The sequence below is a fragment of the Amycolatopsis sp. A133 genome (genome assembly GCF_031082405.1).
Lineage (GTDB): Bacteria > Actinomycetota > Actinomycetes > Mycobacteriales > Pseudonocardiaceae > Amycolatopsis.
In genome coordinates this window covers 45,646-68,499 of the sequence record NZ_JAVHJU010000051.1, presented here as the reverse complement: position 1 = coordinate 68,499, position 22,854 = coordinate 45,646, and the positions used below count along the sequence as shown (strand labels likewise).

The 22,854-nt window shown below is 71.5% G+C and carries 20 protein-coding genes; 8 read left to right on the top strand and 12 right to left on the bottom strand.

Annotation, left to right across the window (positions count from 1 at the left end):
• Positions 1-130: 130 nt before the first annotated feature.
• On the top strand, positions 131-3,295 hold the full coding sequence (locus Q5425_RS30430) for a BTAD domain-containing putative transcriptional regulator (protein ID WP_308675780.1): 3,165 nt from the start codon (positions 131-133) through the stop codon (positions 3,293-3,295).
• Positions 3,296-3,375: 80 nt separating this feature from the next.
• Here the strand turns inward: Q5425_RS30430 and Q5425_RS30425 are convergent, their stop codons facing one another.
• Positions 3,376-4,185: an ABC transporter permease gene (locus tag Q5425_RS30425; RefSeq protein WP_308675779.1), complete on the bottom strand. Its 810-nt coding sequence runs from the start codon at positions 4,183-4,185 to the stop codon at positions 3,376-3,378.
• Entirely contained in the window at positions 4,182-5,168 is a 987-nt protein-coding gene (locus Q5425_RS30420) for an ATP-binding cassette domain-containing protein (RefSeq protein ID WP_308675778.1), read from the bottom strand. The genes Q5425_RS30425 and Q5425_RS30420 overlap by 4 nt, the downstream gene beginning before the upstream one ends.
• Before the next feature lie 105 nt (positions 5,169-5,273).
• Here Q5425_RS30420 and Q5425_RS30415 point away from each other — a divergent pair, with 105 nt between their 5' ends.
• Positions 5,274-6,290 (top strand): endonuclease/exonuclease/phosphatase family protein, encoded by a 1,017-nt coding sequence (locus Q5425_RS30415; protein ID WP_308675777.1) that lies wholly within the window; start codon positions 5,274-5,276, stop codon positions 6,288-6,290.
• A 25-nt stretch (positions 6,291-6,315) separates the two neighbouring features.
• On the opposite strand, the gene Q5425_RS30410 is transcribed toward Q5425_RS30415, so the two are convergent.
• Complete coding sequence (locus Q5425_RS30410; protein ID WP_308675776.1) at positions 6,316-7,128, bottom strand: Sir2 family NAD-dependent protein deacetylase; 813 nt, start codon at positions 7,126-7,128, stop codon at positions 6,316-6,318.
• Entirely contained in the window at positions 7,121-7,432 is a 312-nt protein-coding gene (locus Q5425_RS30405) for an antibiotic biosynthesis monooxygenase (RefSeq protein WP_308675775.1), read from the bottom strand. Before Q5425_RS30405 ends, Q5425_RS30410 begins: the two co-directional genes overlap by 8 nt.
• 50 nt (positions 7,433-7,482) lie before the next feature.
• Between Q5425_RS30405 and Q5425_RS30400 the strand changes: the two genes are divergently transcribed.
• The gene (locus tag Q5425_RS30400; protein ID WP_308675774.1) at positions 7,483-8,871 is read left to right on the top strand and encodes an ATP-binding protein; all 1,389 of its coding nucleotides are present in this window, start codon (positions 7,483-7,485) and stop codon (positions 8,869-8,871) included.
• Here the strand turns inward: Q5425_RS30400 and Q5425_RS30395 are convergent.
• Positions 8,857-10,263, bottom strand: coding sequence for a M1 family metallopeptidase (locus Q5425_RS30395; RefSeq protein WP_308675773.1), 1,407 nt, complete (start codon positions 10,261-10,263; stop codon positions 8,857-8,859). The genes Q5425_RS30400 and Q5425_RS30395 overlap by 15 nt on opposite strands.
• Before the next feature lie 74 nt (positions 10,264-10,337).
• Between Q5425_RS30395 and Q5425_RS30390 the strand changes: the two genes are divergently transcribed.
• Complete coding sequence (locus Q5425_RS30390) at positions 10,338-11,084, top strand: alpha/beta hydrolase (RefSeq protein ID WP_308675772.1); 747 nt, start codon at positions 10,338-10,340, stop codon at positions 11,082-11,084.
• Positions 11,085-11,169: 85 nt separating this feature from the next.
• Here the strand turns inward: Q5425_RS30390 and Q5425_RS30385 are convergent, their stop codons facing one another.
• The 5 genes from Q5425_RS30385 to Q5425_RS30365 form a co-directional block, all read right to left on the bottom strand.
• Positions 11,170-12,126 carry an N-acetylmuramoyl-L-alanine amidase gene (locus Q5425_RS30385; RefSeq protein ID WP_308675771.1) on the bottom strand — a complete coding sequence of 319 codons (957 nt, stop codon included), beginning with the start codon at positions 12,124-12,126 and terminating at the stop codon, positions 11,170-11,172.
• Positions 12,127-12,189: 63 nt separating this feature from the next.
• A complete protein-coding gene (locus Q5425_RS30380; protein WP_308675770.1) occupies positions 12,190-13,065 on the bottom strand; it encodes an A/G-specific adenine glycosylase in 876 nt (291 codons plus the stop codon).
• A 9-nt stretch (positions 13,066-13,074) separates the two neighbouring features.
• A complete protein-coding gene (locus Q5425_RS30375; RefSeq protein WP_308675769.1) occupies positions 13,075-14,025 on the bottom strand; it encodes a glycosyltransferase in 951 nt (316 codons plus the stop codon).
• 50 nt (positions 14,026-14,075) lie between these two features.
• On the bottom strand, positions 14,076-14,564 hold the full coding sequence (locus Q5425_RS30370; RefSeq protein ID WP_308675768.1) for a carbonic anhydrase: 489 nt from the start codon (positions 14,562-14,564) through the stop codon (positions 14,076-14,078).
• A gap of 102 nt (positions 14,565-14,666) precedes the next feature.
• Positions 14,667-15,767, bottom strand: a complete 1,101-nt coding sequence (locus Q5425_RS30365; protein ID WP_308675767.1) for a LacI family DNA-binding transcriptional regulator — start codon at positions 15,765-15,767, stop codon at positions 14,667-14,669.
• 188 nt (positions 15,768-15,955) lie between these two features.
• Between Q5425_RS30365 and Q5425_RS30360 the strand changes: the two genes are divergently transcribed.
• From Q5425_RS30360 to Q5425_RS30350, 3 genes are read left to right on the top strand one after another with little or no spacing between them, the layout of a single operon-like run.
• Entirely contained in the window at positions 15,956-16,867 is a 912-nt protein-coding gene (locus Q5425_RS30360) for a metal ABC transporter solute-binding protein, Zn/Mn family (RefSeq protein WP_308675766.1), read from the top strand.
• 2 nt (positions 16,868-16,869) lie between these two features.
• Positions 16,870-17,715: a metal ABC transporter ATP-binding protein gene (locus tag Q5425_RS30355; RefSeq protein ID WP_308675765.1), complete on the top strand. Its 846-nt coding sequence runs from the start codon at positions 16,870-16,872 to the stop codon at positions 17,713-17,715.
• 3 nt (positions 17,716-17,718) lie between these two features.
• Positions 17,719-18,600 (top strand): metal ABC transporter permease, encoded by an 882-nt coding sequence (locus tag Q5425_RS30350; protein ID WP_308675764.1) that lies wholly within the window; start codon positions 17,719-17,721, stop codon positions 18,598-18,600.
• Between the two features lie 118 nt (positions 18,601-18,718).
• On the opposite strand, the gene Q5425_RS30345 is transcribed toward Q5425_RS30350, so the two are convergent.
• A complete protein-coding gene (locus Q5425_RS30345) occupies positions 18,719-19,927 on the bottom strand; it encodes a DUF445 domain-containing protein (protein WP_308675763.1) in 1,209 nt (402 codons plus the stop codon).
• A gap of 51 nt (positions 19,928-19,978) precedes the next feature.
• On the bottom strand, positions 19,979-21,154 hold the full coding sequence (locus Q5425_RS30340) for a DUF445 family protein (RefSeq protein WP_308675949.1): 1,176 nt from the start codon (positions 21,152-21,154) through the stop codon (positions 19,979-19,981).
• A gap of 286 nt (positions 21,155-21,440) precedes the next feature.
• On the opposite strand from Q5425_RS30340, the gene Q5425_RS30335 reads away from it, so the two are divergent.
• Entirely contained in the window at positions 21,441-22,325 is an 885-nt protein-coding gene (locus Q5425_RS30335; protein ID WP_308675762.1) for a hypothetical protein, read from the top strand.
• The last annotated feature ends 529 nt before the right edge of the window (positions 22,326-22,854 follow it).

Below are 22,854 nucleotides of genomic sequence, written 5' to 3'. Positions count from 1 at the left end.
AGGTGTGGACCTCGTCCGCAACGTATCGCCACGATCGGGTGATCCGGGAGATCGCGTCGCTTTTGTCCGGATAATCAGCACTTCCGTCGGCCCGCCCCGGCGCCGTCCCTCCGTCTGGAAAGCTGGACGCATGCGCGTTGCGCTGCTGGGCCCGCTGCGGGCAGCGGAAGACGACGGCACGCCGATCGACATCGGCGGCGCCCGCCTCCGCATGCTCCTGGCCAGGCTCGCGCTGGACGCCGGGCGCGCGGTCCCGGCCGACGCGCTGGTCGACGGGCTCTGGGGCGCCGAACCGCCGTCGGACGCGGCCAACGCCCTCCAGTCGCTGGTCTCCCGGTTGCGGAAGGCGCTGCCGGTGGCCGTCGAGTCCGGGCCGGGCGGGTACCGGCTCGCGCTGGCGGCCGGTGACGTCGACGCCGAGCGGTTCGAACGGCTCGCCGCCGAGGGCCGCCGCGAGCTGGCCGCGGGCCGCGACGCGCGCGCGGCCGACCTGCTCACCGAGGCCCTTGCGCTGTGGCAGGGCGCCGCGCTCGCCGACGTCCTCGACGCGCCGTTCGCGCCGGCACCGGCCCGGCGGCTCACCGAGCTGCGGGCCGAGGCCGCCGAGGACCGGTTCGAAGCCCTGATCCGGCTGGGCGAGCACGCCGGCGTCCTGGCCGACCTGACCGCGGTGGCCGACGCGGACCCGCTGCGCGAACGGCTCGCCGGGCTGCGGATCCGGGCCTTGTGCGCCGCCGGCCGGCAGCCGGAGGCGCTGGGCGTCTACACCGGGATCCGCCGCACCCTGGCCGACCAGCTCGGCGTCGACCCCTCGGCCGAGCTGCAGGAGATCCACCTGGCCGCGCTGCGCGGCGAGTTCGCGCCGCCGCTGCCGGTGGCCGACCGGCTGCCGACCCGGCTGACCACGTTCATCGGCCGCGACGACGAGCTCAAGCTGCTGGCCGAACTGCTCGGCGGCGCCCGGCTGGTCACCCTGACCGGGCCGGGCGGGGCGGGCAAGACCCGGCTGGCCACCGAGGCGGCGTCACGGCACCCCGCGCACCAGCAGGGCCGCGTCTGGTTCGCGGCGCTGGCCGGGGTCCGCGATCCCGACGACGTCGCCGGTGCGCTGCTGGGCGCGCTCGAAGTCCGTGACATCCGCACGGAGACCGAGGTGCACCGCCGGCCGCCGGACCCGGTGGCACAGGCCGTCGAGGTGCTCGGCGGCGCGGAAGCGCTGCTGGTGCTGGACAACTGCGAGCACGTCGTCGACGCCGCCGCCCGGCTGGCCGACGAACTGCTGCACCGGGCCCCGAAGCTGCGGGTCCTCGCGACCAGCCGCGAGCCGCTGGCGATCACCGGGGAGGCGCTGTGCCCGCTCGGCCCGCTGCCGGTGCCCGCGGAACGCGCCGCGCCCGCGGAGGCCGCCGAGCTCGACTCGACCCGGCTGTTCCTCGACCGCGCGGCCGCCGTCCGCCCCGACTTCGTGCTCGACGAGTCCACTGTGGACCAGGTCGGGGAGATCTGCCGCCGGCTCGACGGGATGCCGCTGGCGCTGGAGCTGGCCGCGGCGCGGCTGCGGTCGATGACCGTGGCCCAGATCGCCGGACGGCTCGGTGACCGCTTCCGGCTGCTCACCTCGGGCAGCCGCACGGCGCTGCCGCGGCAGCGGACGCTGCGCGCGGTCGTCGAGTGGAGCTGGGACCTGCTGACCGAGGCCGAGCTGGTGCTGGCCCGGCGGCTCGCGGTGTTCACCGGCGGTGCCGAGCTGGTGGCGATCGAGGCCGTCTGCGCGGACGAGCGGCTGCCCGCCGGTGACGTGCCGTACGTGCTCGGCAGCCTGGTCGAGAAGTCCATAGTGGACAGCGCGGACACCGGAAGCGGCGAGCCGCGGTACCGGATGCTCGAGACGCTGCGCGCGTACGCCACCGAGCGGCTGGTGGAGTCGGGCGAGTACGACCGGACGCGGCGGGAGATGGCGGCCTACTACGCCGAGTTCGCCCAGCAGCTGGAGCCGACACTGCGCACCGGCGCGCAGCTGGAGGCGATCGACGCGTTCGAAGCCGAGAGCGCGAACATGTTCGCGGCCCTGCGCGGCGCGATCGAGATGTCCGATGCGGACAATGCGGTCGCCCTGCTGGACGGGATGTTCTGGTACCTCACCATCCTCGGCCAGGGTGGCCGGGCCGGCAGCTTGATCCGCGACACGCTCGCGTTCGGCGACCGGCTGCCCGCCGAGGTGCTGGCCGCCTACCGGGCGCTCGTCTACCTCATGGACGAGGTCCCGGTGCGGTCGGACCGGGCGGAAATCATGGAGCTGGTCGACGACTGCGTGCGCACCGGCGCGGTCGACCGCTACCCCGGGCTCGCGGTGGCCCTGCCGATGCTGGCGTTCCTCGGTGGTGATCGCGAGGTCGCCGTCCGCGAAGTGCGCCGGGCCGAACAGCACTCCGACCCGTGGACCCGCGCCGGCGGCTACTGGGTGGACAGCTTCCTGCTCGACGACGAGGGCGACGTCGAAGGCGCGGACCGGGCGCGCGACCTGGCCCACGCCGGGTTCGAGGCGGTCGGCGACCGCTGGGGCATCGCCATGACGCTGAGCTTCAAGGCCTACGCGCTGTCCCAGGACGGCGAAAGCGCGAAAGCCATCGAGATCTACGAGCGCGGCTTGGCGCTCTCGATGGAGCTGCGGTCGCACGAGGACGCCGTGCAGCACTGGTGGCGGCTGGCCGTCGAGCGTGCGCGGACCGGAGACTTCGCCGGGGCCTGGCGCGACCAGGAGGCCGCCGAGCGCTACGGCCGGGACATCACGAACCCGCAGCAGCGGGCCATCCTGATGTTCGGCCGGATCGAACTGCTGCTGCGCACGGGAGAGCTGGCCGAAGCGCGGGCGATGCTCGACCGCGTCGCCGTGCTCGGCGGCGACGACGACTGGTTCCCCGGCGGGATCGGCGACGAGTGGATCCACGCGTTCGAGGCGCGGATCCTGCTGGCCCAGGACCGCGTCGACGAGGCCGAGCCGCACCTCGCGGTGGCGATCCGGGCGACGAACCAGCGCGGCGACATGCCGGACATGGCGGGGGCGGTGGAACTGCTGGCGATGGTCCGCGCGCGCCAGGGCCGGCCCGAGACGGCAGCCAGGGTGCTCGCCGCGTCCGCCGTCGTCCGCGGGCGGCTGGACCTCGGCAGCCCCGAGGTGCGGGCGCTCATCGCCGACCTGCGGGCGGCGCTGCCGGACTACGACGCGATCCACGGAGAAGTCCGCCGTCAGTCCAAAAAGGACGTGATCGCCTGGCTGCTGGCCGAGCTCGGCTGACGCGCTCGTGAGTGGTAAGGCGGGTTCTAACCCGCCTTACCACTCACGACCGGTGGCGCGACCCACCCCCGTGTGTGCGCCTATCCGACCCGCCGGCGGTAGGCCCAGGTGGCCAGCGGGAAGAACACGACCACCGCACCGGCCATCCAGGCCAGCGCCCCGGCCAGCGGGCCGGCGACGGGCCCGCCGTTCATCAGGCCGCGCAGCGCGTTCGCCATCAGGCTGACCGGGCTGATGTCCGCCCACGCCCGCAGCCAGCCCGGCATGGTGGACGTCTGCACGAACACGTTGCTGCCGAACGTCAGCGGCATGATGAAGACGAACATCAGCGCCTGCGCCGAGCCCGGCGACTTCATCACCATGCCGACGAACACCGAACCCCAGCAGAAGCACAACCCGAACGCCAGCGCGAGCAGGATCGCCACGGCGAGTTCGCCGGGGCTGGTCGCGATCCGGTAGCCCATGATCGTCGCCACGACCATCAGCACCGTCAGGCACACGACGTACCGCACGACGTCGGCGAGCACCGCGCCGATCAGCGGGGCCGAGCGGGCGATCGGCATGCTCCGGAAGCGGTCGAACACGCCCTTGGTGACGTCGGTGTTGAGGTTCGTCCCCACGCTGAGGCACGCCTGCAGGATGTTCATCACGATGATGCCGGGCACGACCATCTGCAGGTAGGCGTCGGTCGAGCCGGACAGCGCGCCGCCGAACAGGTAGACGAACATCACCAGGAAGATGATGGGCATCAGCGTGACGTCGGCGAGCTGCTCGGGGTTCTTGCGGATCTTCAGGATGCCGCGCCACGCCAGCGAAAGCGCGTGCTGGAACCCCTTGCCGGGGCTGATGTGCCGCGGCGGGGCCGGGCGGTCGAGGGCCAGCGTCGTCATGCCAGGCTCCCTTCGAGGGTCTTGTCCGAAGAAGACGCAGCGGACTCTTCGGCGGTGTGGCCGGTCAGGGCGAGGAACACCTCGTCGAGGCTGGGCAGCCGCAGCGCCAGCTCGTCCGCGGTGATCCCGGCCTCGTCCAGCTTGCGGACCAGGGTGGACAGCAGCACCGGGTCGTTGACCGGCGCGGTGAGCAGGCCGGACGCGTCGTCGCGGGTCGGCCGGACGCCGGACAGGTCGCCGAGGATCCGGTTGACGGCGTCCATGTCGGACAGCTGGGTCGGCCGGACCTGCAGCGTCTGCCCGCCGACGCGGCGCTTGAGCTCGTCGGCCCGGCCGTCGGCGACGACCCGGCCGTGGTCGAACACGGTGATCTTGTCGGCCAGCTGGTCGGCCTCCTCCAGGTACTGCGTGGTCAGCAGCACCGTCGCGCCCTCGGCGACGAGGTTGCGGACGACGTCCCAGACCTCGTTGCGGGCGTGCGGGTCGAGCCCGGTGGTCGGCTCGTCGAGGTAGAGCACCTCGGGCCGGCCGACGAGGCTGGCCGCCAGGTCGAGCCGCCGCCGCATGCCGCCGGAGTAGGTGCGGATCGGCCGCTTGGCCGCCTTGGTCAGCTCGAACCGCTCGATCAGCTCGGTGGCGCGGGCCCGGGAATCGGCCCGGGAGTAGCCGTACAGCCGGCCGATCAGAACGAGGTTCTCGATGCCGTTGAGGTCCTCGTCGACCGACGCGTACTGCCCGGTCAGCCCGATCATGCTGCGGACCCGGACGGCGTCGGTGACCACGTCGTAGCCCCCGACCGTGGCTCTCCCGGCGTCCGGTTTCATCAGGGTCGCCAGGATCCGGACGGCGGTCGTCTTGCCGGCGCCGTTCGGCCCCAGCACCCCCACGACCTGCCCGAACGGGACCTCGAGGTCCACCCCGTCCAGCGCCTTGGTGTCCCCGAAGTGTTTGACCAGGCCCTCGGCCTGGATCGCGTGCGACATGGGCGTTCCTCCTTCGCTGTCGCGTTGAGTTGAACTATGGAGGCGGTGCCTGGCAGATCACGCACAGCGCGCTGGCAGCGGCTGGCAGCCGCTGGTGGAGATCTTGTGGAGGAGTTGTCGCCGCGCGGGCCGCCCGGCGCCGGTCTCGGCATACTCGGCAGCATGGTGGTTGCGGAAGAGACGCGGTCGCGGCGGAAGAACCCGCTGGTCACGGGCCTGCTGGTGGTGCCGGTGGTGCCGCTGGCGGTGCTGGCGGCGCTGCGCCTGATCGGCTTCGACGGCGGCTGGTACACGCTGATCGCGCTGTCGCTGACGCCCTATGTCGCAGCGGCAGGTGTGCTCCTCGGCGGCGTCGCGCTGGCGCTGCGGAGGTGGTGGATCGGCGGGGTCGCGCTGGTGCTGGCGGTCGCGCTGGCCGCCCTCGTCGTCCCGCGGCTGGCGGCGAGCGAGCAACGCGAGGTGCAGGGCCGGACCCTGCGGGTCCTCGCCTCGAACCTGCTCTACGGCCAGGCGGACCCGAAGGCCGTCGTCGACCTGGTGCGCGCGCAGCGGATCGACGTGCTGAACCTGGTCGAGCTGACCCCGCGCGCGGTCGACGGGCTGACCGCGGCCGGGCTGTTCGAGACGCTGCCGTACCGGGTGCTGCACCCGGCGCCCGGCGCGTTCGGCTCCGGGATCGTGTCGCGCTTCCCGCTGAAGGAGGTCAACCTGAGCGGCGATTCGGCGGCCAAGCAGCCGGGGGCCGAGGCCGACCTCGGCGACGGCGTGGTGGTCGAGGTCGTCGCCGTCCACCCGATCTCCCCGGACGTCGACAAGCCGCAGTGGGAGCGCGAAATCAAGGACCTCTCCCGCCCGGCGGGCGAGCACGGCCTGCGCATCCTGGCGGGCGACTTCAACGCGACGCTGGACCACGTGGCCTTCCGCACGGTGCTGGCCCGCGGTTACCACGACGCGGCGGAGGAGCGCGGCGAAGGACTGGCCCCGACGTGGCCGTCCTCGCTCCCGGTGGTGACGATCGACCACGTGGTGGTGGACAACCGCGCGGCGGTGCTGGACTACCGCGTGTTCGACGTCCCGGGCAGCGACCACCGTGCGGTGTTCGCCGAAGTGCGCCTGCCGTGACGGGTCGTGAGTGGTAAAGCGGGTTCTAACCCGCTTTTTCACTCACGAGGGCCTGGAGGGTTTCGAGCGCGCCGGCCGCGATCGACACCCCGCGGCCGTGGCGGATCTGCGGCTCACGCGGGTTGATGCGGATCAACGCGCCGGTCGCCGCGCTGGCCAGTTCGGCGTAGCGGCGGACCGTCGGGACCGCCGTGCCCGCTCCCAGCTCCACCACCACGAGGTCGCGGGCCGTCCGGCGCCACGTCGTCAGCTCGTCCAGCTGGGCCTGGCTGCGGTCCGGGACCCACCAAAAGTCGCCGAACATCAGGATGTTGGGCCGCGCGAGGCCGCCGCAGCGGGGGCACGACGGCAGCGGCGGCACCGCGCGCATGGTCTCTTCGTCGACCACCACGTCCGCGCCGGCGGGCCAGATGGTGTCCGTGCACCCGGCGAGGCACTGCAGGTGGTGGATCGAGCCGTGCGCCTCGGCCACGAACCCGAAGCCCGCCCGCTGGAACTGGCCGTCCACATTGGACGTGAACACCCGCACGCCGCCCGGCAGGCGGGAGCCGAGTTCGAGCAGCAGCCGGAAGCCCTCGTGCGGCACGGTCTTGCGGTACAGCGAAAGCCGGTGCCCGTAGAAACCCCAGGCCAGCTCCGGGTCGTCGGCGAAGTGCCGCGGGTCGGCGAGCTCCTCGAACTGCAGCCCCAGCCGGGCGTACGGCGGGTACGCGCGCCAGAACCCTTCGCCGCCGCGGAAGTCCGGGAGGCCGGAGTCGACGCCCATGCCGGCGCCGGCGCAGATCAGGAGCGCGCCGGCGCCGTCCAGGAGTTCCGCGGCCCGTGCGAGTTCACGCACCCGGCTGTGAGCCGAGGACAACCTCGAACTCCAGGAGGTTCGCCCCGGTCGACACGGGCTTGGCCCGTTCGCCCGAGTGCGTCGCCGCGGCCGGGCCGCCCTTCGCCCACGCCTGGTAGTGCTCCTCGGTCTCCCACTTCGTGTACACGAAGTAGCGCGTCTCGCCGGAGACCGGCCGCAGCAGCTCGAACCCGAGGAAGCCCGGCTGCTGGTCGACGGAGTGCATGCGGGCGGCGAACCGCTTCTCCAGTTCGGGGCCGGCGCCTTCGGGGACCTCGATCGCGTTGATCTTCACGACACTCATGCCTCCACCTTAGTTGGCTCCGGGATGTGATCCGTGCCACTGTGGATGCCATGGGGAGCACTGAGCGCGACCTCGCCGCCGACCTCGCCCGGATCGTCCGCGCCACCGCCGACGAGGTCGCGGGCGGCCGGAGCAGCGAGCTGATCGAGCGCGTGACCGGCCACCTGGGGGCGCCGCTGCCGGAGGTGGTGGTCGTGACCCGCAACTGGCCGATGTGGGAGCACGCGAACATCCAGCGCAGCGTGGACGCCTACCTGGCCGAACACGGCACCGCCGTGGACTGGTTCGGCATCGCGGGCGGCCAGCGCACGCACGAAGACCTGATCGGGATGCTCGCCACCGCGCGCAGGCAGGGGATGTACGAGCTCGGCTCGGTGGACTACACGACCACGGCGATCGGGCCGGACGACGCGACCGAGGCGGTGCAGCTCGGGCTCGTCGGCACGCACGCACCGGGCGGCGAGCCGGTGCTGCTCGCGGTGCGGGGCGCGAACCCGCAGTGGGGGCAGGAGCAGTGCCGGCTGGAGGTGCTCGCGACGTCACGGGTGATCGCCACCGGCGTCCGGGACCGCGTCGAGCGCCTGATGACCGAGCACGACGTCCTGCGCGGCCAGGTGCTGGCTTTCGGCACCAGCGAAAACCGCGGCAACAACCTGCTCACCTTCCTTCCCCGGCCGAGGCTGCGGGGCGACGAGGTCGTGCTGCCCGACGGCGTGCTCGAGGCGATCGAGCGGCACACCGTCGGCATCGCCCGGCACGGCGAGCGGCTGCTGGCGGCGGGGCAGCACCTCAAGCGCGGGCTGCTGCTGCACGGCGCACCCGGCACGGGCAAGACGCACACGGTCCGGTACCTGATGGGCCGCCTGCCGGAGACCACGGTGGTGATCCTGACCGGCACGGCGATGCTGTTCGTCGCCAAGGCCGCCGAGCTGGCGCGCCGGCTGCAGCCGAGCGTGGTCGTGCTGGAGGACGTCGACCTGATCGCGCAGGACCGCAGCTACGGGCCCCAGGTCCAGCCCCTGTTGTTCACCCTGCTCGACGCGATGGACGGCGTGGGCGGCGACGCCGACGTCACGTTCCTGCTCACCACCAACCGGGCGAGCGAGCTGGAGAAGGCCCTCGCGGACCGGCCGGGCCGCGTCGACCTCGCGGTGGAGATCCCCCTGCCGGACGCGGCCGGGCGCGAAGCGCTGCTCCGCCTGTACTCGCGCGGGTTGAAGCTGACGGCGGACCTCGGCCCGATCGTGGCGGCGACGGCGGGGATGACGGCGTCGTTCGCGAAGGAGCTGCTGCGCCGGGCGTCGCTGCAGGCGCTGGCGGTGCGTCCGGACGAGGACGTCGTGGTCGGGGACGAGGAGCTGACGGCGGCGTTGCGGGAGATGCAGGAAGCGCGGAACGCGCTGACGCGGTCGCTGCTGGGCAGTTCAGCTGCGCAGTGAGCCGGGGAAGAGGTCGGCATCGGCGGGCAGCTTCGTGCCGCGGAACCACGTGTCGAAGAACGGCCGCAGGTTCTTGCTGCTGAGCTGCGTCACCGTCGCCTCGAAGTCGGCCCAGGTCGCGTTGCCGTGGCGGAAGCGGGACGGCCATTCCTTCAGCAGCCGGGCGAAGGCCGGGTCGCCGATTTCGCGGCGCAGCGCGTGCAGCGCCAGGATGCCCTTGTTGTAGACGCCCTCGAACTCGTGGCCCTGCCCCATGCCGACGAGCTGCTGCCCCCAGAAGTCCGTGCTGCCGTGGGTGATCTCGATGGCCGCCCGGTAGCGGTCGTCCAGGTTCTGGCCCTCGCGCTCGGCCCACAGCCACTGCGCGTACGACGCGAAGCACTCGTTCAGGCAGATGTCGGCCCAGTTCCGCACCGACACCGAGTCGCCGAACCACTGGTGGGCGTTCTCGTGCACCAGCGTCGGCAGGTCGGCCCACTTCGCGTACGTCGGGCGCGTCTGCGTCTCGAGGGAGAACGGGACGTCCTCGTTCAGGAAGATCCCGCCCGCCGCCGACTGCGGGTACGGGCCGAACTTGCCGCTCAGGAAGCCGAGCACCTCCGGCAGGCGGTCGCCGATCGCGCGGCGGGCCTCGGCGCCCGGCGCGTACGCCGAGACCACCGGCGTCCCGTCGTTCAGTGTCGAGGAGTCGACACTGAATTTGCCGATCGCGATCGTCGTCAGGTAGCTCGCCACCGGGTTCGTCTCGGTCCAGGTGCCCGGTGGGCCCTCGCGGCCGTTCGAGACGACCGTCCAGCCCGCCGGGACGTGCGCGGTGAGCGTGAAGGTGGCCTTGTCGCGCGGGGTTTCGTTGACCGGGTACCAGAACGACGCCGAGTGCGGCTCGCCGACCATGTACGCGCCGCCGTCGACCGAATGCCTCCAGCCGTTCTCGCTGCCGCCGTCGTGCGGGGTCTTCGCCGGGTCGCCGCCGTACGTCACCCGCGTGCGGAAGGTCGTGCCGGCCCGGATCGGTTCCGGCGGCGTGACGACCAGCTCGAACGCCTTCTCGCGGGTGAACTTCGCCGGCTTGCCGTCGACCTCGACGCCGCGCACGGCCAGCCCGCGCAGGTCGAGGTCGAAGCGGCTCAGGTCCTGGGTGGCCTTCGCGGTCACCGTGGTGTCGCCGTCGAGGTGCCCGCTCGGCGGGTCGTACTTCACGTCGACCTGGTAGCCGAGGGCGTCGTACCCGCCGTTGCCGTCGTCCGGGTAGTAGGGATCACCGGCGCCGGCCGCGCCCGCCACCGGGTGCAGGGGCGGCGGCGGGGGCGGCAACGCGACGGCGTCACCGCCGCACGCCGCGGCGATGACCACCGCGGCGCAGACGGCGAGAGCGGTGAGTCGGCGGCGCACACCACCACCATAGGTCATCAAAAGCGATCACTCGGTCACGTTCTGTACCAGGGGTTTTGTGGTTAGGTGACCGCGTGCTCTGTTTCGGTGGCCGCGGTGTGCCGGTCGTTCTGCTCCACGGCCTGATGGGCCGGGCGCGGACGTGGTGGCGGGTCGCGGAGTGGCTCCGGCCCTACGGCGCGGTGTACGGCCTGGACGCGCGCGGCCACGGCAACGCACCGCGCGTCGGCCCGTGGACGACCGAGCGCTTCGCCGACGACGTCGCCGAAGCGGTGCGGGCCCTCGACGCCGGCCCGGCCGTGCTCATCGGGCACTCGATGGGCGGCCTGCACGCGTGGGCGACCGCCGCGCGGTACCCGGAGCTGGTGCGCGCGGTCGTGTCCGAGGACTTCGCGCCGGACCAGCGCGGCCGGACCGTGGAGACCTGGCGGGGGTACTTCGAGAGCTGGCCGGTCCCGTTCTCCTCGCTCGACCACGTCCGGGCGTTCTTCGGCGACGCGGGCGAGTACTTCGCGGACTGCGTCGAGGAGCGCGAGGACGGCTTCCACCTGGTCGCGGACCTCGAGGACCTGTACGTCGTCGCCGCCGAGTGGGGTCGCCGGGACTACTGGCCCGTCGTCGAGGCGATCCGCTGCCCGCTGCTGCTGGTCGAGGGCGAGCACACGGCGATGCCGCCCGGTCAGCAGGCGCTCGTCGCCGACCGCGTCCCGGGCGCGAAACACCTGGTGGTGCCGGGTTCGGCGCACCTGCCCCACGACGAAGCCCCGGAGATCTACCGCGGCGCCGTCGAAGCCTTCCTCTCCGAGGTCCTGGCCCGTTGACGGCGAGAAGGACGGTGCACCGTGCGCGCCGTTGAGCCCGGCGCACCGACCTCCTCGCCGCAGCTTTCACGTGAAAGCTGCATTCTCACGCCTGGGTGAGGTCCGCTCGCCAGGCCGCCGTGGAGCGGCCGGACGGGACGATGAGCGGCCAGACGTCCGCGCCCAGGAAGCCGGCTTCGTCGGCCACCTTCGCCGCGGTGCACGTGTCGCGCGGCAGGCCGGCTTGAGCAGCCAACGCGGTCACCGCGTCCGTCGTGGACTTCCCGAAGACGCCGTCGGTGGGGACGCCGAACCCGGCGTCGCGCAGGAACTGCTGCGCCAGCTGCACCTTCCGGCCCGTGTCGCCGGGCTTGAGCAGGGGCCACTCGGCCTCGGCACGCGCCACCGAGACGCCGAGGACGCGACCGACGGCGGTCCGCAGCTCGGGCAGCCGGTTGTAGAGCACCTGGCCCGGACACTCCGTCGAGTTGAAGTCGCGGTGGCCCTTGATGAACTCCGGCGCGATGCCGTACTGGTGCGCGATGTAGGCGACGAGCGAGACCAGCGAATTCCACAGCGCCTGCGGCACGTCCACCGTGCTGTACAGGCCTTCGTTCTCGATGCCGATGACCTCGCTGTTGTGGTTGCCGACGTTCGCGCCCTGCACGTGCTGCGTGCCGCCGCGCAGGATCTCCAGGCTGCGGTGCCTGCCTTCGGTGATGTGCCCGCCGCGGCTGTTCGTGAACTGCTGGCCGCTGTCGATCCAGCCGTTCTTGTCCATGTGCAGGTTCTGGATGAACTTCGCGACGTAGAACGCGCGCGCCAGCGAGAAGTCGTTGTTCATCGGCGGGTCGACCGCGTGGTGCACGACGATGTACGTCGGCTTGTGGTTCTCCACCACGATCGTGCCGGTGGCGGGCCGGGCGCCCCACTCGGACGTCGGGTGGATCGTCGGCGTCGGCACGGCCGCGGTGGCCGTCCCCGTGGTCGTCATCCCCAGTGCGCCGGCCGCACTCGCGGTCACCCCCGCCTTGAGCAGGGTCCGGCGGTCAACAGTGACCATGCGGGAAACGGTAACTCCGCACCGCGCCATTGACAACTATTGACCAACTTTGGTTGTAGCGCGTTAGTGTTCACCCGGAAGGGCGAAGAGGCCGTCACGGGTCTGCTGCAGCAGACCGTCGACCAGCAGGGAGTCGAGGCAGCGGTCGCGCTGGCCGCCGTCGTGCCAGACGAGATCGAGCCGGGCCTTCTCGACCGGGCCTTCGCTGCCGCGCAGCACGTCGAGCAGCCGTCCGCGGACGTACCGGTCGGTGCCCGCGTACCGCTGCACCGGCTTGGCCGGGCCGGTGTACTCCGGCCGCCCGGCGTGCTGCCACGCGCACTCGTCGTAGATCGGGCAGTCCGCGCACTTCGGGGCGCGCGCGGTGCAGATCAGCGCGCCCAATTCCATGATCGCGGCGGAGAACCTCGCGGCGGGCGCGTCTTCGGCCGGCAGCAGCGCCTCGACGTCGGCCATGTCGCGCGTGTTGGACGCGGGCCCGGCGTCCCCGGCCCCGTGCACCGCCCGCGCGACGACCCGCCGGACGTTCGTGTCGACCACCGGCGCCCGGCGCCCGTAGGCGAACGCGGCGATGGCGCGCGCGGTGTAGGCGCCGATGCCGGGCAGCGCCAGCAGAGTGTCCACATCGGACGGTACGACGTCGCCGTGTTCCTTCGCGATGACCCCGGCGGCCTCGTGGAGCCGCAGCGCCCGGCGCGGGTAGCCGAGCTTGCCCCAGGCCCGCACGACCTCGCCTTGCGACGACGCCGCCAGCGCCGAGGGCACCGGCCAGCGCGCCATCCACTCGAGCCAGATCGGCTGCACGCGGACGACCGGCGTCTGCTGCAGCATGATTTCGCTGACCAGCACGCCCCAGGCCGAGCAGTCCGGCTCGCGCCAGGGCAGGTCCCGGCCGTGTGCGGAAAACCAGTCGAGCAGTACGTCAGCGTCCACAGCCACGCCGGGAGGCTACTTCGCGTGCTTCGGCAGCTCTCGGGCGACCTCGTCCGGCGACGGCATGGCAGCGATCTCTTCCGCGATCGCGCGGGCCGCGTCACGGCAGGAGGACGCCTTCCGGGCCTGTTCAGCGACGGCTTCCGCGCTCAGTTCGGCGGGCAGGAGCCGCAGTGCGGCACCCGCGGTGACGAGCGCCTCGGCGTTGGCGAACTGGTCGGCGCCCTGGGGCAGGACCAGTTGCGGGACGCCGGCGGCGAGCGCGCCCAGCGTGGTGCCGCTGCCGCCGTGGTGCACGACCAGATCGGCGTGCGGCACCACCGCCGCCTGCGGCACCCAGGCGCGCAGCGTGACGTTGCCCGGCAGCGGGCCCAGCTCCTCCGGGGAAACCCGGCCGGTGGCCACCACGACGGGCACGTCGAGCGCCGCCAGTCCTTCGATCGCGGTCGTGAGCACCTCCGGGGTGCCGAAGGCGGTGCCGAGGGTCAGGTAGACCAGCGGCCCTCGGAAGTCGCCCGGCTCGGAGAAGGGCACGGGACGCAGGGCGATCCGGTCCGCGGTCGCGAGGAAGTCCGCGTCCTGCAGGGACGGCGGGCAGATGTCGAGGTGCACACCGCCGGTGGGGCGCTCGAACCCGATGCCGGGCGGGAACATCCGGCCGAACCCGTGCCAGAGCGACGGGATTCCGGCGCGCTGCGCGGCCACGGCCACCTCCGGCAGTCCCCACCCGTGCACGACCAGGCCGGGCCGCAGCCGCGCCAGGTCCGGCTCGAGGTCTTCGGCGTAGATCTCGTAGAACGAATCCGCGGGCCGGAACGGGTTGAGGCCGAGCCGGTGCAGCGGCGCGTGGACGTGGTCACCGGCGGCGAAGTGCACCTCGTGCCCGATGTCCCGCGCCGCTTGCGCGAGCGGGATCATCGGGTACGTGTGACCGGCCGAAGCGAGGCCGGCGAAGAGGATGCGCATGCTGTTCCCATCCGGATGTTGACAACATCTGAATGGGAACGATAGCGGTGCTACTGGACCTCGGTGAGCCCGCCGGCCTTGATGTCGTAGACGAAGCCGCGCACGTTCTGGGCGTGGGGTAGGTAGGGACTGCGCCGCACACGTTCCATCGACCGCCGAACGCTGGACTCGACGTCGCGGAACGCCTCGACCGACCACGTCGGCCGCAGGCCGGTCTCCTGCTCCAGCTCGTCCTTGAAGTCGTCCTCGGTGACCGTCGACACGCCGCATCCGGTGTGCTGGACGATGATCACCCCGGTCGTGCCGAGCTTGCGCTGCGAAAGCGCCAGCGAACGGATCACGTCGTCGGTCACGACACCGCCCGCGTTGCGCAGGATGTGGGCTTCGCCCAGCTCCAAGCCGAAGAGGTCGGCCGCCCGGATGCGCGCGTCCATGCAGGTCAGCACGGCCACCTCCAGGGAGGGCGGTGCTGGGCGCTCGGGGGGCGTCACCTCGCCGAGTTCCTGGTTCCGCTTGAGCAGTACGTCGATCGAGGTCATCGGTCACCTTCCGGCCAGTGGCCCCGCGGAGCGGGCGTACCCCTCTATTTGATCGGGTCGTGCTCGAACGAGCAATGCGCCACGAGCAATGTCACGGCCTCTTTAGCCGCCGAACCACGGCTCCTCGACCGTCCGCGGCGGCGCCGACGTCCGTCCGACGCGCAGCTCGGTCGGCAGGGTGATCGTCTTCGGTGCGCTGCGCTCGCCCGAGCTGAGCAGCAGCCGCCCGGCCGCCTTGCCCTTCTCGAGCACCGGCTGGTGGACCGTGGTGAGCCCGATCCGCTCGGCTTCGGCGATGCCGTCGAAGCCGGTGACGGTGAGGTCCAGCGGCACCCGCAGCCCGCGCCGCTCGGCCTCGGCCATGGCGCCGAGCGCGAGGATGTCCGAGGTGCAGATCACCGCCGTGATCTGCGGGTACGCGTCCAGCAGCTGGCGGGCCGCGGAGGCGCCGTCGTCCACCGTGTGGTCGAACCGCTCGACCACCGGCACGCCCGCCCAGTCGACGCCCGCCGCCGAGAACGCGACGGCCAGCGCCTCCAGCCGGGTGCGCTGGACGTGGAAGTGGGCGCCGCTCTGCCGCGTCGCGGAGACGAAGTCGTCGTTGCGCTCGCGGGCCAGCCGCATGCAGATCACGCCGACCTGCCGGTGCCCCAGCGCGACCAGGTGCTCGGCGATCTTGCCCACCGCGGCGGCGTCGTCCGGGCCGACGCGGTCGATGCCGTCGAGGCTCGGCTGGTCGATGATCACCGTCGGCACCGGCCGCTCGAGCACGGCGGCCAGGTGCGGGTCGTCGTCCGGCACGGAGTAGACGACGAAGCCGTCGACGCCCGCGCGGTGCACCGCGGCGACGTCCTCGCGGCCCGGGCTGGCCGGCACGAGGTGCAGGCCGACGCCGGCGTCTTCGCAGGCCAGCGCCAGTCCTTCGAGCACGCCGACGGCGGCGGGGTCGCGGAAGGCGTAGGAGAGGTTCTCGGTGAGCAGCAGCCCGACCGCGCCCGCCCGGCGCGTGCGCAGGGAGCGGGCGACCGGGTCGGGTCCGGGGTAGCCGAGCCGCCGCGCGGTCTCGAGGACCCGGCGGCGCAGTTCCGGGGACAACTGGTCCGGCCGGTTGTAGGCGTTGGACACCGTGGTCCTGGACACACCGAGCTCCGCCGCGAGCGACGCCAGTGTCGCCTGCCTCCGGGTGCGAATAGGACGTCCCATCAGCAAACCGTAACGGTTCAGATCGGTTTCCTGAAGAGACACCCCGCGTGGTCGATGTCTCGATCCGCATGCGCGAAGTCGCATACACCAAAGCGGGAACTTATGGCCAGAAAGTCATCCGGATGGGGTAAGGTGAATCTGACAACGGTTTCCATTAGCGTCTGCGTCTCTCTCACAGGAGTGCCTCGATGAGTTCCCGCCACACCAGGAGCGTGCTCGCCGCCGCTTCGGCCCTGTCCGTCTTCGCCTTGGCCGCGTGCTCCGGCGGGACGTCGAGCTCGGACGGCGGGGGACAGCCCGGGGCCGCCGGGAAGATCGAGGTCGTCGCGTCCACCGACGTCTGGGGCAGCGTGGCCGGCGCCGTCGGCGGCGACCAGGTCGAGGTCAAGTCGATCATCCACGACCCGTCCGCCGACCCGCACTCGTACGAGACGACGGCGGACGACGCGCTCGCGGCCAAGGGCGCGCAGCTGCTGCTGTCCAACGGCGGCGGTTACGACGAGTTCTTCGGCAAGCTCACCGAGCAGGCGGGGAGCGCGAAGAAGCTCGTCGCCTACGACATCGCCGCGACCGGCGACGAGAACGAGCACGTCTGGTACGACCTGCCGGGCGTCGGCAAGGTCGCCGACCAGCTCGCGACGCAGCTCGGCGAGCTGCGGCCGGCGTCGAAGCAGCTCTTCGCCGACAACGCGACCACGTTCAAGGCGAAGGTCGACGCGCTCGAGAAGCGGCTCGAAGAGCTCGGCACCACCCACCCGGGTACGAAGGTCGTCGTCACCGAGCCCGTCGCGCACTACCTGCTGGCGAGCGCGAAGATCACCGACGCGACGCCCAAGGCGTTCTCGGACGCGGTGGAGAACGACACCGACGTCCCGGCCGACGCCGTCAGCGCCTACCGGCAGCTCATCGCGACCAAGCAGGTCAAGGCCCTGATCAACAACGAGCAGACGGTGACGCCGCTGACCCAGGACGTCGTCAAGCAGGCGAAGGACGCCGGCATCGGCGTGGTCGGCGTGACCGAGACGCTGCCCGCGGGTGTGACGGACTACATTGGCTGGATGACCGGGGAAGTCGACGAGCTGGCTGGGGCGTTGAAGTAGCCATGGCACCCGTATCGGACGACGTGCGCCCCGCGGTCCGGGTCCGCGGGGCGGGGCTGGCCTTCGGGCCCCGGACCCTCTGGTCGGGGCTGGACCTCGTCGTCGAGCCGGGTGAGTTCCTCGCCGTGCTGGGCCCGAACGGGTCCGGCAAGAGCAGCTTCCTCAAGGCCCTGCTCGGCATGCAGGACCTGTCGGCGGGCACGGTCGAGATCGCCGGCGGCCGTCCGGGTGGCGCGAACCGCAAGGTCGGCTACATCCCGCAGCAGCGCGCGATCGACGAGTCGCTGACGCTGCGCGGCGTCGACCTGGTCGGGCTGGGTCTCGACGGGCACCGCTGGGGGCCGGGCTTCTTCGGCATGGCGGCACGACGTCGTCAGGTCGCTTCGGCCGTCTCCGCCGTCGGGGCGGCCCGGTACGCGAAGCAGCCCGTCGGCCGGTTGTCCGGCGGCGAGCAGCAGCGGCTGCGGGTGGCGCAGGCCCTGGTCGGCGACCCCGAAGTGCTGCTGTGCGACGAGCCGCTGCTGTCACTCGACCTCGCGCACCAGCGCGCGATCAGCGAGCTGATCGACTCCCGGCGCCGCTCGGCGGGCACGGCGGTGCTGTTCGTGACGCACGAGATCAACCCGGTGCTGCCGTTCGTCGACCGGGTGTTGTACCTGGTCAACGGCCAGTTCCGGATCGGCAAGCCGGACGAGGTCATGACCACCGAGACGCTGTCGCAGCTGTACGGCACCCGCGTCGAGGTGCTGAAGGTCGGCGGGCAGATCCACATCGCGGGCGCGCAGAGCGCGTTGTGCGAGGCGGAGCCGCACCACCACGAACACGACGTCGAAGAGCAAGTGGGCTGAGTCTTGGATCTGTTCGACTTCGGCAAGACCTGGGAGCTGATCACCGAGCTCGACGGCGTCCAGACGGCGCTGCTGGCGGCGGCGATCCTCGGCCTGGTGGCCGGCGTGCTGGGCCCGCTGATCGTGATGCGGCGGATGTCGTTCGCGGTGCACGGGACGTCCGAGCTGGCGTTCACCGGCGGCGCGGCGGCGCTGCTGCTGGGGATCGGCGTCGAGTACGGCGCCCTGATCGGCGCGGTGGTGGCGGCGCTGCTGCTGGGCATCCTCGGCGCGCGCGACGCCGACCGCGACTCGGTGATCGGCGTCATCCTGTCGTTCGGGCTCGGCATGGGCGTGCTGTTCCTGTCGTTCTACAAAGGACGGTCCGGGAACAAGTTCGGCATCCTGACCGGCCAGATCATCACGATCGACTCGACGAACCTGACGTTGTTCGTGGTGTCGTCGGTGGTGGTGCTGGTGGTGCTGGGGCTGGTGTACCGGCCGCTGCTGTTCGCTTCGGTGGACCGGAACGTGGCCGTGGCGCGCGGGGTCCCGGTCAAGACCTTGACCGTGGTTTTTGCCCTTCTGGTGGGCATTTCGACGGCGCTGAGCGTGAAGGTGGTCGGCTCGCTGCTGGTGGTGGCGTTGATGGTGACGCCCGCCGCGGCGGCGGCTCGCGTGACGGCGTCGCCGTGGAAGGCCACGGTGCTGTCGGTGGTGTTCGCCGAGGTGTCGGCGATCGGCGGCATCGTGCTGTCGCTGGCCCCGGGCCTGCCGGTGAGCGCATTCGTGACGGCGATTTCGTTCTTGATCTACGTGGTGTGCCGCATGCTGGCTTGGCAGCGCGACCGCCGGACCCGGGTCCGCACAGTGGACCCAACCCCGGATCTGATCGCGGCGGCCTGAAGCCCGAGCTTTCACGTGAAAGCTCGGGCCCCAGGTGAGAGCTTTCACGTGAAAGCTACGCTTTGCAACCCAACGTGGTTTGTGGCGCAAAGCTGCACTTTCGTAGGGAAAGTGATGCTTAGCCGAGCATGAGCAGGACTTGGAGCTCCCCGACCACGAACCCGATCACCCCGCCGACGGCGATCAGCTTCCACTCGTCCTGGCGGAACGCCGGCCGCAGCAGGCCCTCGAACTCCAGCGGCGTCAACGCCAGCATCCGCTGCTCGATCACCTTCGCGACGTCCATCGCCTCGGTCAGGTAGCCCTCGGCGTACCGGGCGGTGTACGGCAGCTGTTCGAGGGCCTTCCGGGCCGCCGCGCGCTTCATCTCCTTCAGACGCGCGCCGCCCACCGTCCACGCCAGGGGCATCTGCGCGTCGACCGTTTCCGACACCAGGTGCTCCACCAGGGCCGCCAGCCGGTCGGCCCGCGGGCCGCGCAGCACCGCGTCGAGCAGGTTCTGGACCGTCAGGACCTCGGTCGCGATCAGCTCGCCGTACTGCCGCGCCACCTCGGCCCGGCGGCGCTGGAACTTGCCCTGGAAGATCACCCGGCCCACCCGGACCGGCTCGCGCGGGACGAAGATCAGCTTGATCGCCAGCCAGTCGGTGCACAGCCCGATGACCCCGCCGAAGACCGGCAGCACCCACGGCTCGCGCGTGAACGCCCACACGATCGTCTGCACCAGGCCGAGCCCGAAACCGAAGTAGATGCCCATCCGCGCGATGAACGCCATCTCCGGGCGGGACGTCTCGCGGATCAGCCGCACCAGCAGCGCCTTGTCCCGGGTCAGCCGCTGGACCGTCATGTGCTGGACGTCGAGCACCTCGTCGAGATTTTCGCGGACGTCGTCGAGGAACTCCCGCACCAGCCGCGGCGCCGACGCCTGGACCTGCTTGATCAGCATCTCCTGCGCCAGCGTCGGCAGGACCTCCCACAGCCGCGGGTGGTGCTCGGCCAGCACCTCGCGCGAGATGTGGTCGACCGCGCGCAGCAGCGGCTGCTCCAGCTCGCTGGTGATGATCACCGGGTCGATCCGCTCGAGCACCTCTTTGAGGTCCAGCAGGTTCGCCGTCAGCAGCTCGGTCGCGACCGCGGCCATCCGCCCGCCGTGCTTCGGGACGACGCCCTGCCAGCCGAGCAGCGGCGGGATCCCGACGAAGTCCAGCGGCCGGAACATCATCTCGATGGCGACGCGCTTGGTGACGTACCCGATCAGCGCCGCGACGAACGGCATCGCCGCGTACAGCGGCCAGTGCAGGGCGAGGTCGGGCAGGACAGCGTCCATTCCGGCCTCCCTCGCGGTCCCGAAAACCTCCCGGGGTCAAAACCGTACCGGCTACCCGAGCAGCGCCAGCACCTGCAACTCGCCGACCAGCCCGCCGATCACCGCGCCGACGGCGATCAGCTTCCACTCGTCCTGCCGGAACGCCGGCCGCAGCAGCTGCTCGAACTCGAGCGCGCTCAGCTTCCGCATCCGCTCCACGATCGTGTTGCGCACGTCGAGCGCGTTGATCGCGTAGTCCTCGGCGTGCCGGATCGTCTCCGGCACGCGTTCCGCGGCCTTCGCGGCCGCCGACTGCTTCATCTCCTGGAACTTCTTCGTGCCGACGGCCATGGCGACGAACGGCTTGACGACGCTCGCCTGCGCGTCGATCGTCTTCTGCACCTCACGGGTGATCATCGCGAACAGCCGGTCGGACTTCGGGCCGCGCAGCACGGCCTCGAGGAGGTTCGGGACGGTGATGATTTCGCGCGCGATCATGTCGCCGTAGTCGGCGGCCACCTGGTCGCGGCGCTTCTGGAAGACGCCCTGCCAGGTGTAGAGGCCGAAGAACCGGCGCGGCTCGCGCGGCAGGAAGATCATCTTCAGGGCCAGCCAGTCCGTGAGCCAGCCGATGCCGAGGCCGAACAGCGGCAGCACGACCGGCGACCTGGTCAGCGCCCAGACCACGAGCTGCACACAGCCGAGGCCGAACCCGAACCAGATGCCCGAGCGGGCGATGAACCGCATTTCGGGCCGGGAGATGTCGCGGATCAGCCGGTTCAGCAGCGCCTTGTCGCGGACCAGGTTCGTCACGACCATGTGTTTGAGGTCGAGGACGTCCTCGATGTTGCCGGCGATCTCCCGCATGATCTTGGTGATCGCCCTCGGCGCCTCGGCCTGGACCCGCTTGAGCAGCAGCTGCTGCGCGCTGTTCGGCAGGACTTCCCAGAGCCGCGGCTGGTAGGTCTCCATCACCTCGCGGGTGACGTCCTCGACGACGCGCAGCAGCGGCTCTTCGATCTCCTTCGCCACCTGCGCCGGGTCGAGCCGCGCGAAGATCTCCTTCGGGTCGACGAGGTTGGTCGTCAGCATCTCGGTGGCGGTGGCCGCCATGCGCTCGGCGTTCGCCGGCAGCACGCCCTGCCAGCCGAGGAACGGCCTGATCCCGGTGAACTCGACCGGCCGGAACATCATCTCGATGGCGACGCGCTTGGTGACGTAGCCGATCAGCGCCGCGATGAACGGCATGGTGACGTACACCTGCCAGTGCGTGCCGAAGTCCACTCGCGCACGCTATCGGGCCGGGAGCCGGTGCAGCAGGAGGAGCACCTGCAGTTCACCCACCAGGCCACCGTCGTGCTTTGGTACTGCCGGCAGCGTCCGCGAGGCCGGCCTGGATGTCCACAGTGGCTTCCTCGCGGCAACCGCTGGTCAGCTGCGGTCAGAACGCCATGCGTCACCGGGGGTTCTCGAATACGTGATGCATCCGTTTGGCGGTACGTCTTCACGGACCCCGGCTCATTAAGGTGGCCCGATGGTCGCGCCTGAGAAGCCCCAACCCGCCCCGAAGACCGCCCAGTTCGCCGTGGGTGTCCGCGGCTACAACCAGCGCCAGGTCGACGAGCGCCTCGCCGAGCTGACCAAGGAGCTGCGCGAGACGTCCCGCAACCGCGACGACGCCGTCGCGACCTCCTCGGACCTGACGAAGGCCCTCGCGTACGCGCAGAAGGAGCTGGCCGAGACGAAGGCGGCGCTGGCCAGGATGAGCTCGAGCCCGTCCGGCGCGGGCGCGATGGCCGAGCGCGTCCGGATGATGATGCAGCTGGCCGAGGAGGAGATCGCGGACCTCCGCGCGGCGGCGGAGGCGGACGCGGCTTCGACCCGCGACCAGGCGGACAAGTACGCGCACGAGACCCGCCGAACGGCCGACAAGCTGGCGAAGGACGCGGAGGAGGAGCGCGCCCGGCTGCTGTCGCAGGCGAAGGGCGAGATCGAGAAGCTGAACGCAGCGGCGGGAGCCAAGAGGGTCGAGCTGGCCGCGGCGGCCGACCGCGCCCGCAAGGAAGCGGACGCAGCAGCCGAGGCGGCAGCGGCTTCTGCCCGCGAGGAGGCGGACCGGAAGGCGGCGGAGGAGCTGGCCGCGCGCAAGAAGGCCTTCGAGGAGGAGTTCGCGCGGAAGAAGCAGGAGACCGAGGCGGCTTTGGCTTCGGCGCAGGCGTCGCAGGCTTCGGCGGACCAGAACCGGAAGCTGGCCCTGGACCTGCGGTCGAAGGTCGCGGAGCGAATCGCGGCGACGGACGTGGCGGTGAAGGAGGCCATGCGGCTGCTGGCCCCGGCGGAGGAGGGCCCGGCGAACGGGGACCGGAAGCCTACTCCGGCTCCGGTGGCCAAGGCTCCGGCTGCGCCCGCGAAGGCTTAGTTGTCCACATCTGGTTGGGTTGTCCACAGATTTCGGGAGAGGGCGTTTTGGCAGGTCAGGGGCGGTAGACTGGACTAGGGACGCCCCCCGGGACGGGTGGGGGCTTGTGTGGTGAGTGGCTGTGGACGGCTGCACCGCCGGCAGCTCAGGGTTCGCTTGGGTCTGCGATTGTCGTGGTGACGCCGGTAGCGGCTGTCTTTGCCGTCGCGACGTCGGGACAACCCGCGCGGAGCCGACTTGCCGAGGCGGGGTACGGGGCGGCCCCCATCGCTGCGCAGCTCGGATCGGTTCGACAGGTGACCCAACGTCGCGAATGAGTCATTCGCGACCTCCGGCGTCCCCAATGACTCATTCGCGACACCGCAGCCCCGGCCCGGCGGCGGCATGTCGGGCGGCCGCCGCGGCCGCCGCAGGGCCGCCCAACCAGGCGAAGCGTGTAAATCCCCCGTCCGGGGAGGTGGCCGAGGCCCGCGGGTGGCTGGCAATCTGCACAGCAGTTGCTTGATCACCCACGAGACGGGACCTGCGC

Coding starts and splice junctions, on each gene's coding strand:
- Q5425_RS30430 (WP_308675780.1), top strand. CDS start 131: ATGCGCGTTGCGCTGCTGGGCCCGCTGCGGGCAGCGGAAGACGACGGC.
- Q5425_RS30425 (WP_308675779.1), bottom strand. CDS start 4,185: ATGACGACGCTGGCCCTCGACCGCCCGGCCCCGCCGCGGCACATCAGC.
- Q5425_RS30420 (WP_308675778.1), bottom strand. CDS start 5,168: ATGTCGCACGCGATCCAGGCCGAGGGCCTGGTCAAACACTTCGGGGAC.
- Q5425_RS30405 (WP_308675775.1), bottom strand. CDS start 7,432: ATGAGTGTCGTGAAGATCAACGCGATCGAGGTCCCCGAAGGCGCCGGC.
- Q5425_RS30400 (WP_308675774.1), top strand. CDS start 7,483: ATGGGGAGCACTGAGCGCGACCTCGCCGCCGACCTCGCCCGGATCGTC.
- Q5425_RS30385 (WP_308675771.1), bottom strand. CDS start 12,126: ATGGTCACTGTTGACCGCCGGACCCTGCTCAAGGCGGGGGTGACCGCG.
- Q5425_RS30375 (WP_308675769.1), bottom strand. CDS start 14,025: ATGCGCATCCTCTTCGCCGGCCTCGCTTCGGCCGGTCACACGTACCCG.
- Q5425_RS30370 (WP_308675768.1), bottom strand. CDS start 14,564: ATGACCTCGATCGACGTACTGCTCAAGCGGAACCAGGAACTCGGCGAG.
- Q5425_RS30365 (WP_308675767.1), bottom strand. CDS start 15,767: ATGGGACGTCCTATTCGCACCCGGAGGCAGGCGACACTGGCGTCGCTC.
- Q5425_RS30360 (WP_308675766.1), top strand. CDS start 15,956: ATGAGTTCCCGCCACACCAGGAGCGTGCTCGCCGCCGCTTCGGCCCTG.
- Q5425_RS30355 (WP_308675765.1), top strand. CDS start 16,870: ATGGCACCCGTATCGGACGACGTGCGCCCCGCGGTCCGGGTCCGCGGG.
- Q5425_RS30345 (WP_308675763.1), bottom strand. CDS start 19,927: ATGGACGCTGTCCTGCCCGACCTCGCCCTGCACTGGCCGCTGTACGCG.
- Q5425_RS30340 (WP_308675949.1), bottom strand. CDS start 21,154: ATGCCGTTCATCGCGGCGCTGATCGGCTACGTCACCAAGCGCGTCGCC.
- Q5425_RS30335 (WP_308675762.1), top strand. CDS start 21,441: ATGGTCGCGCCTGAGAAGCCCCAACCCGCCCCGAAGACCGCCCAGTTC.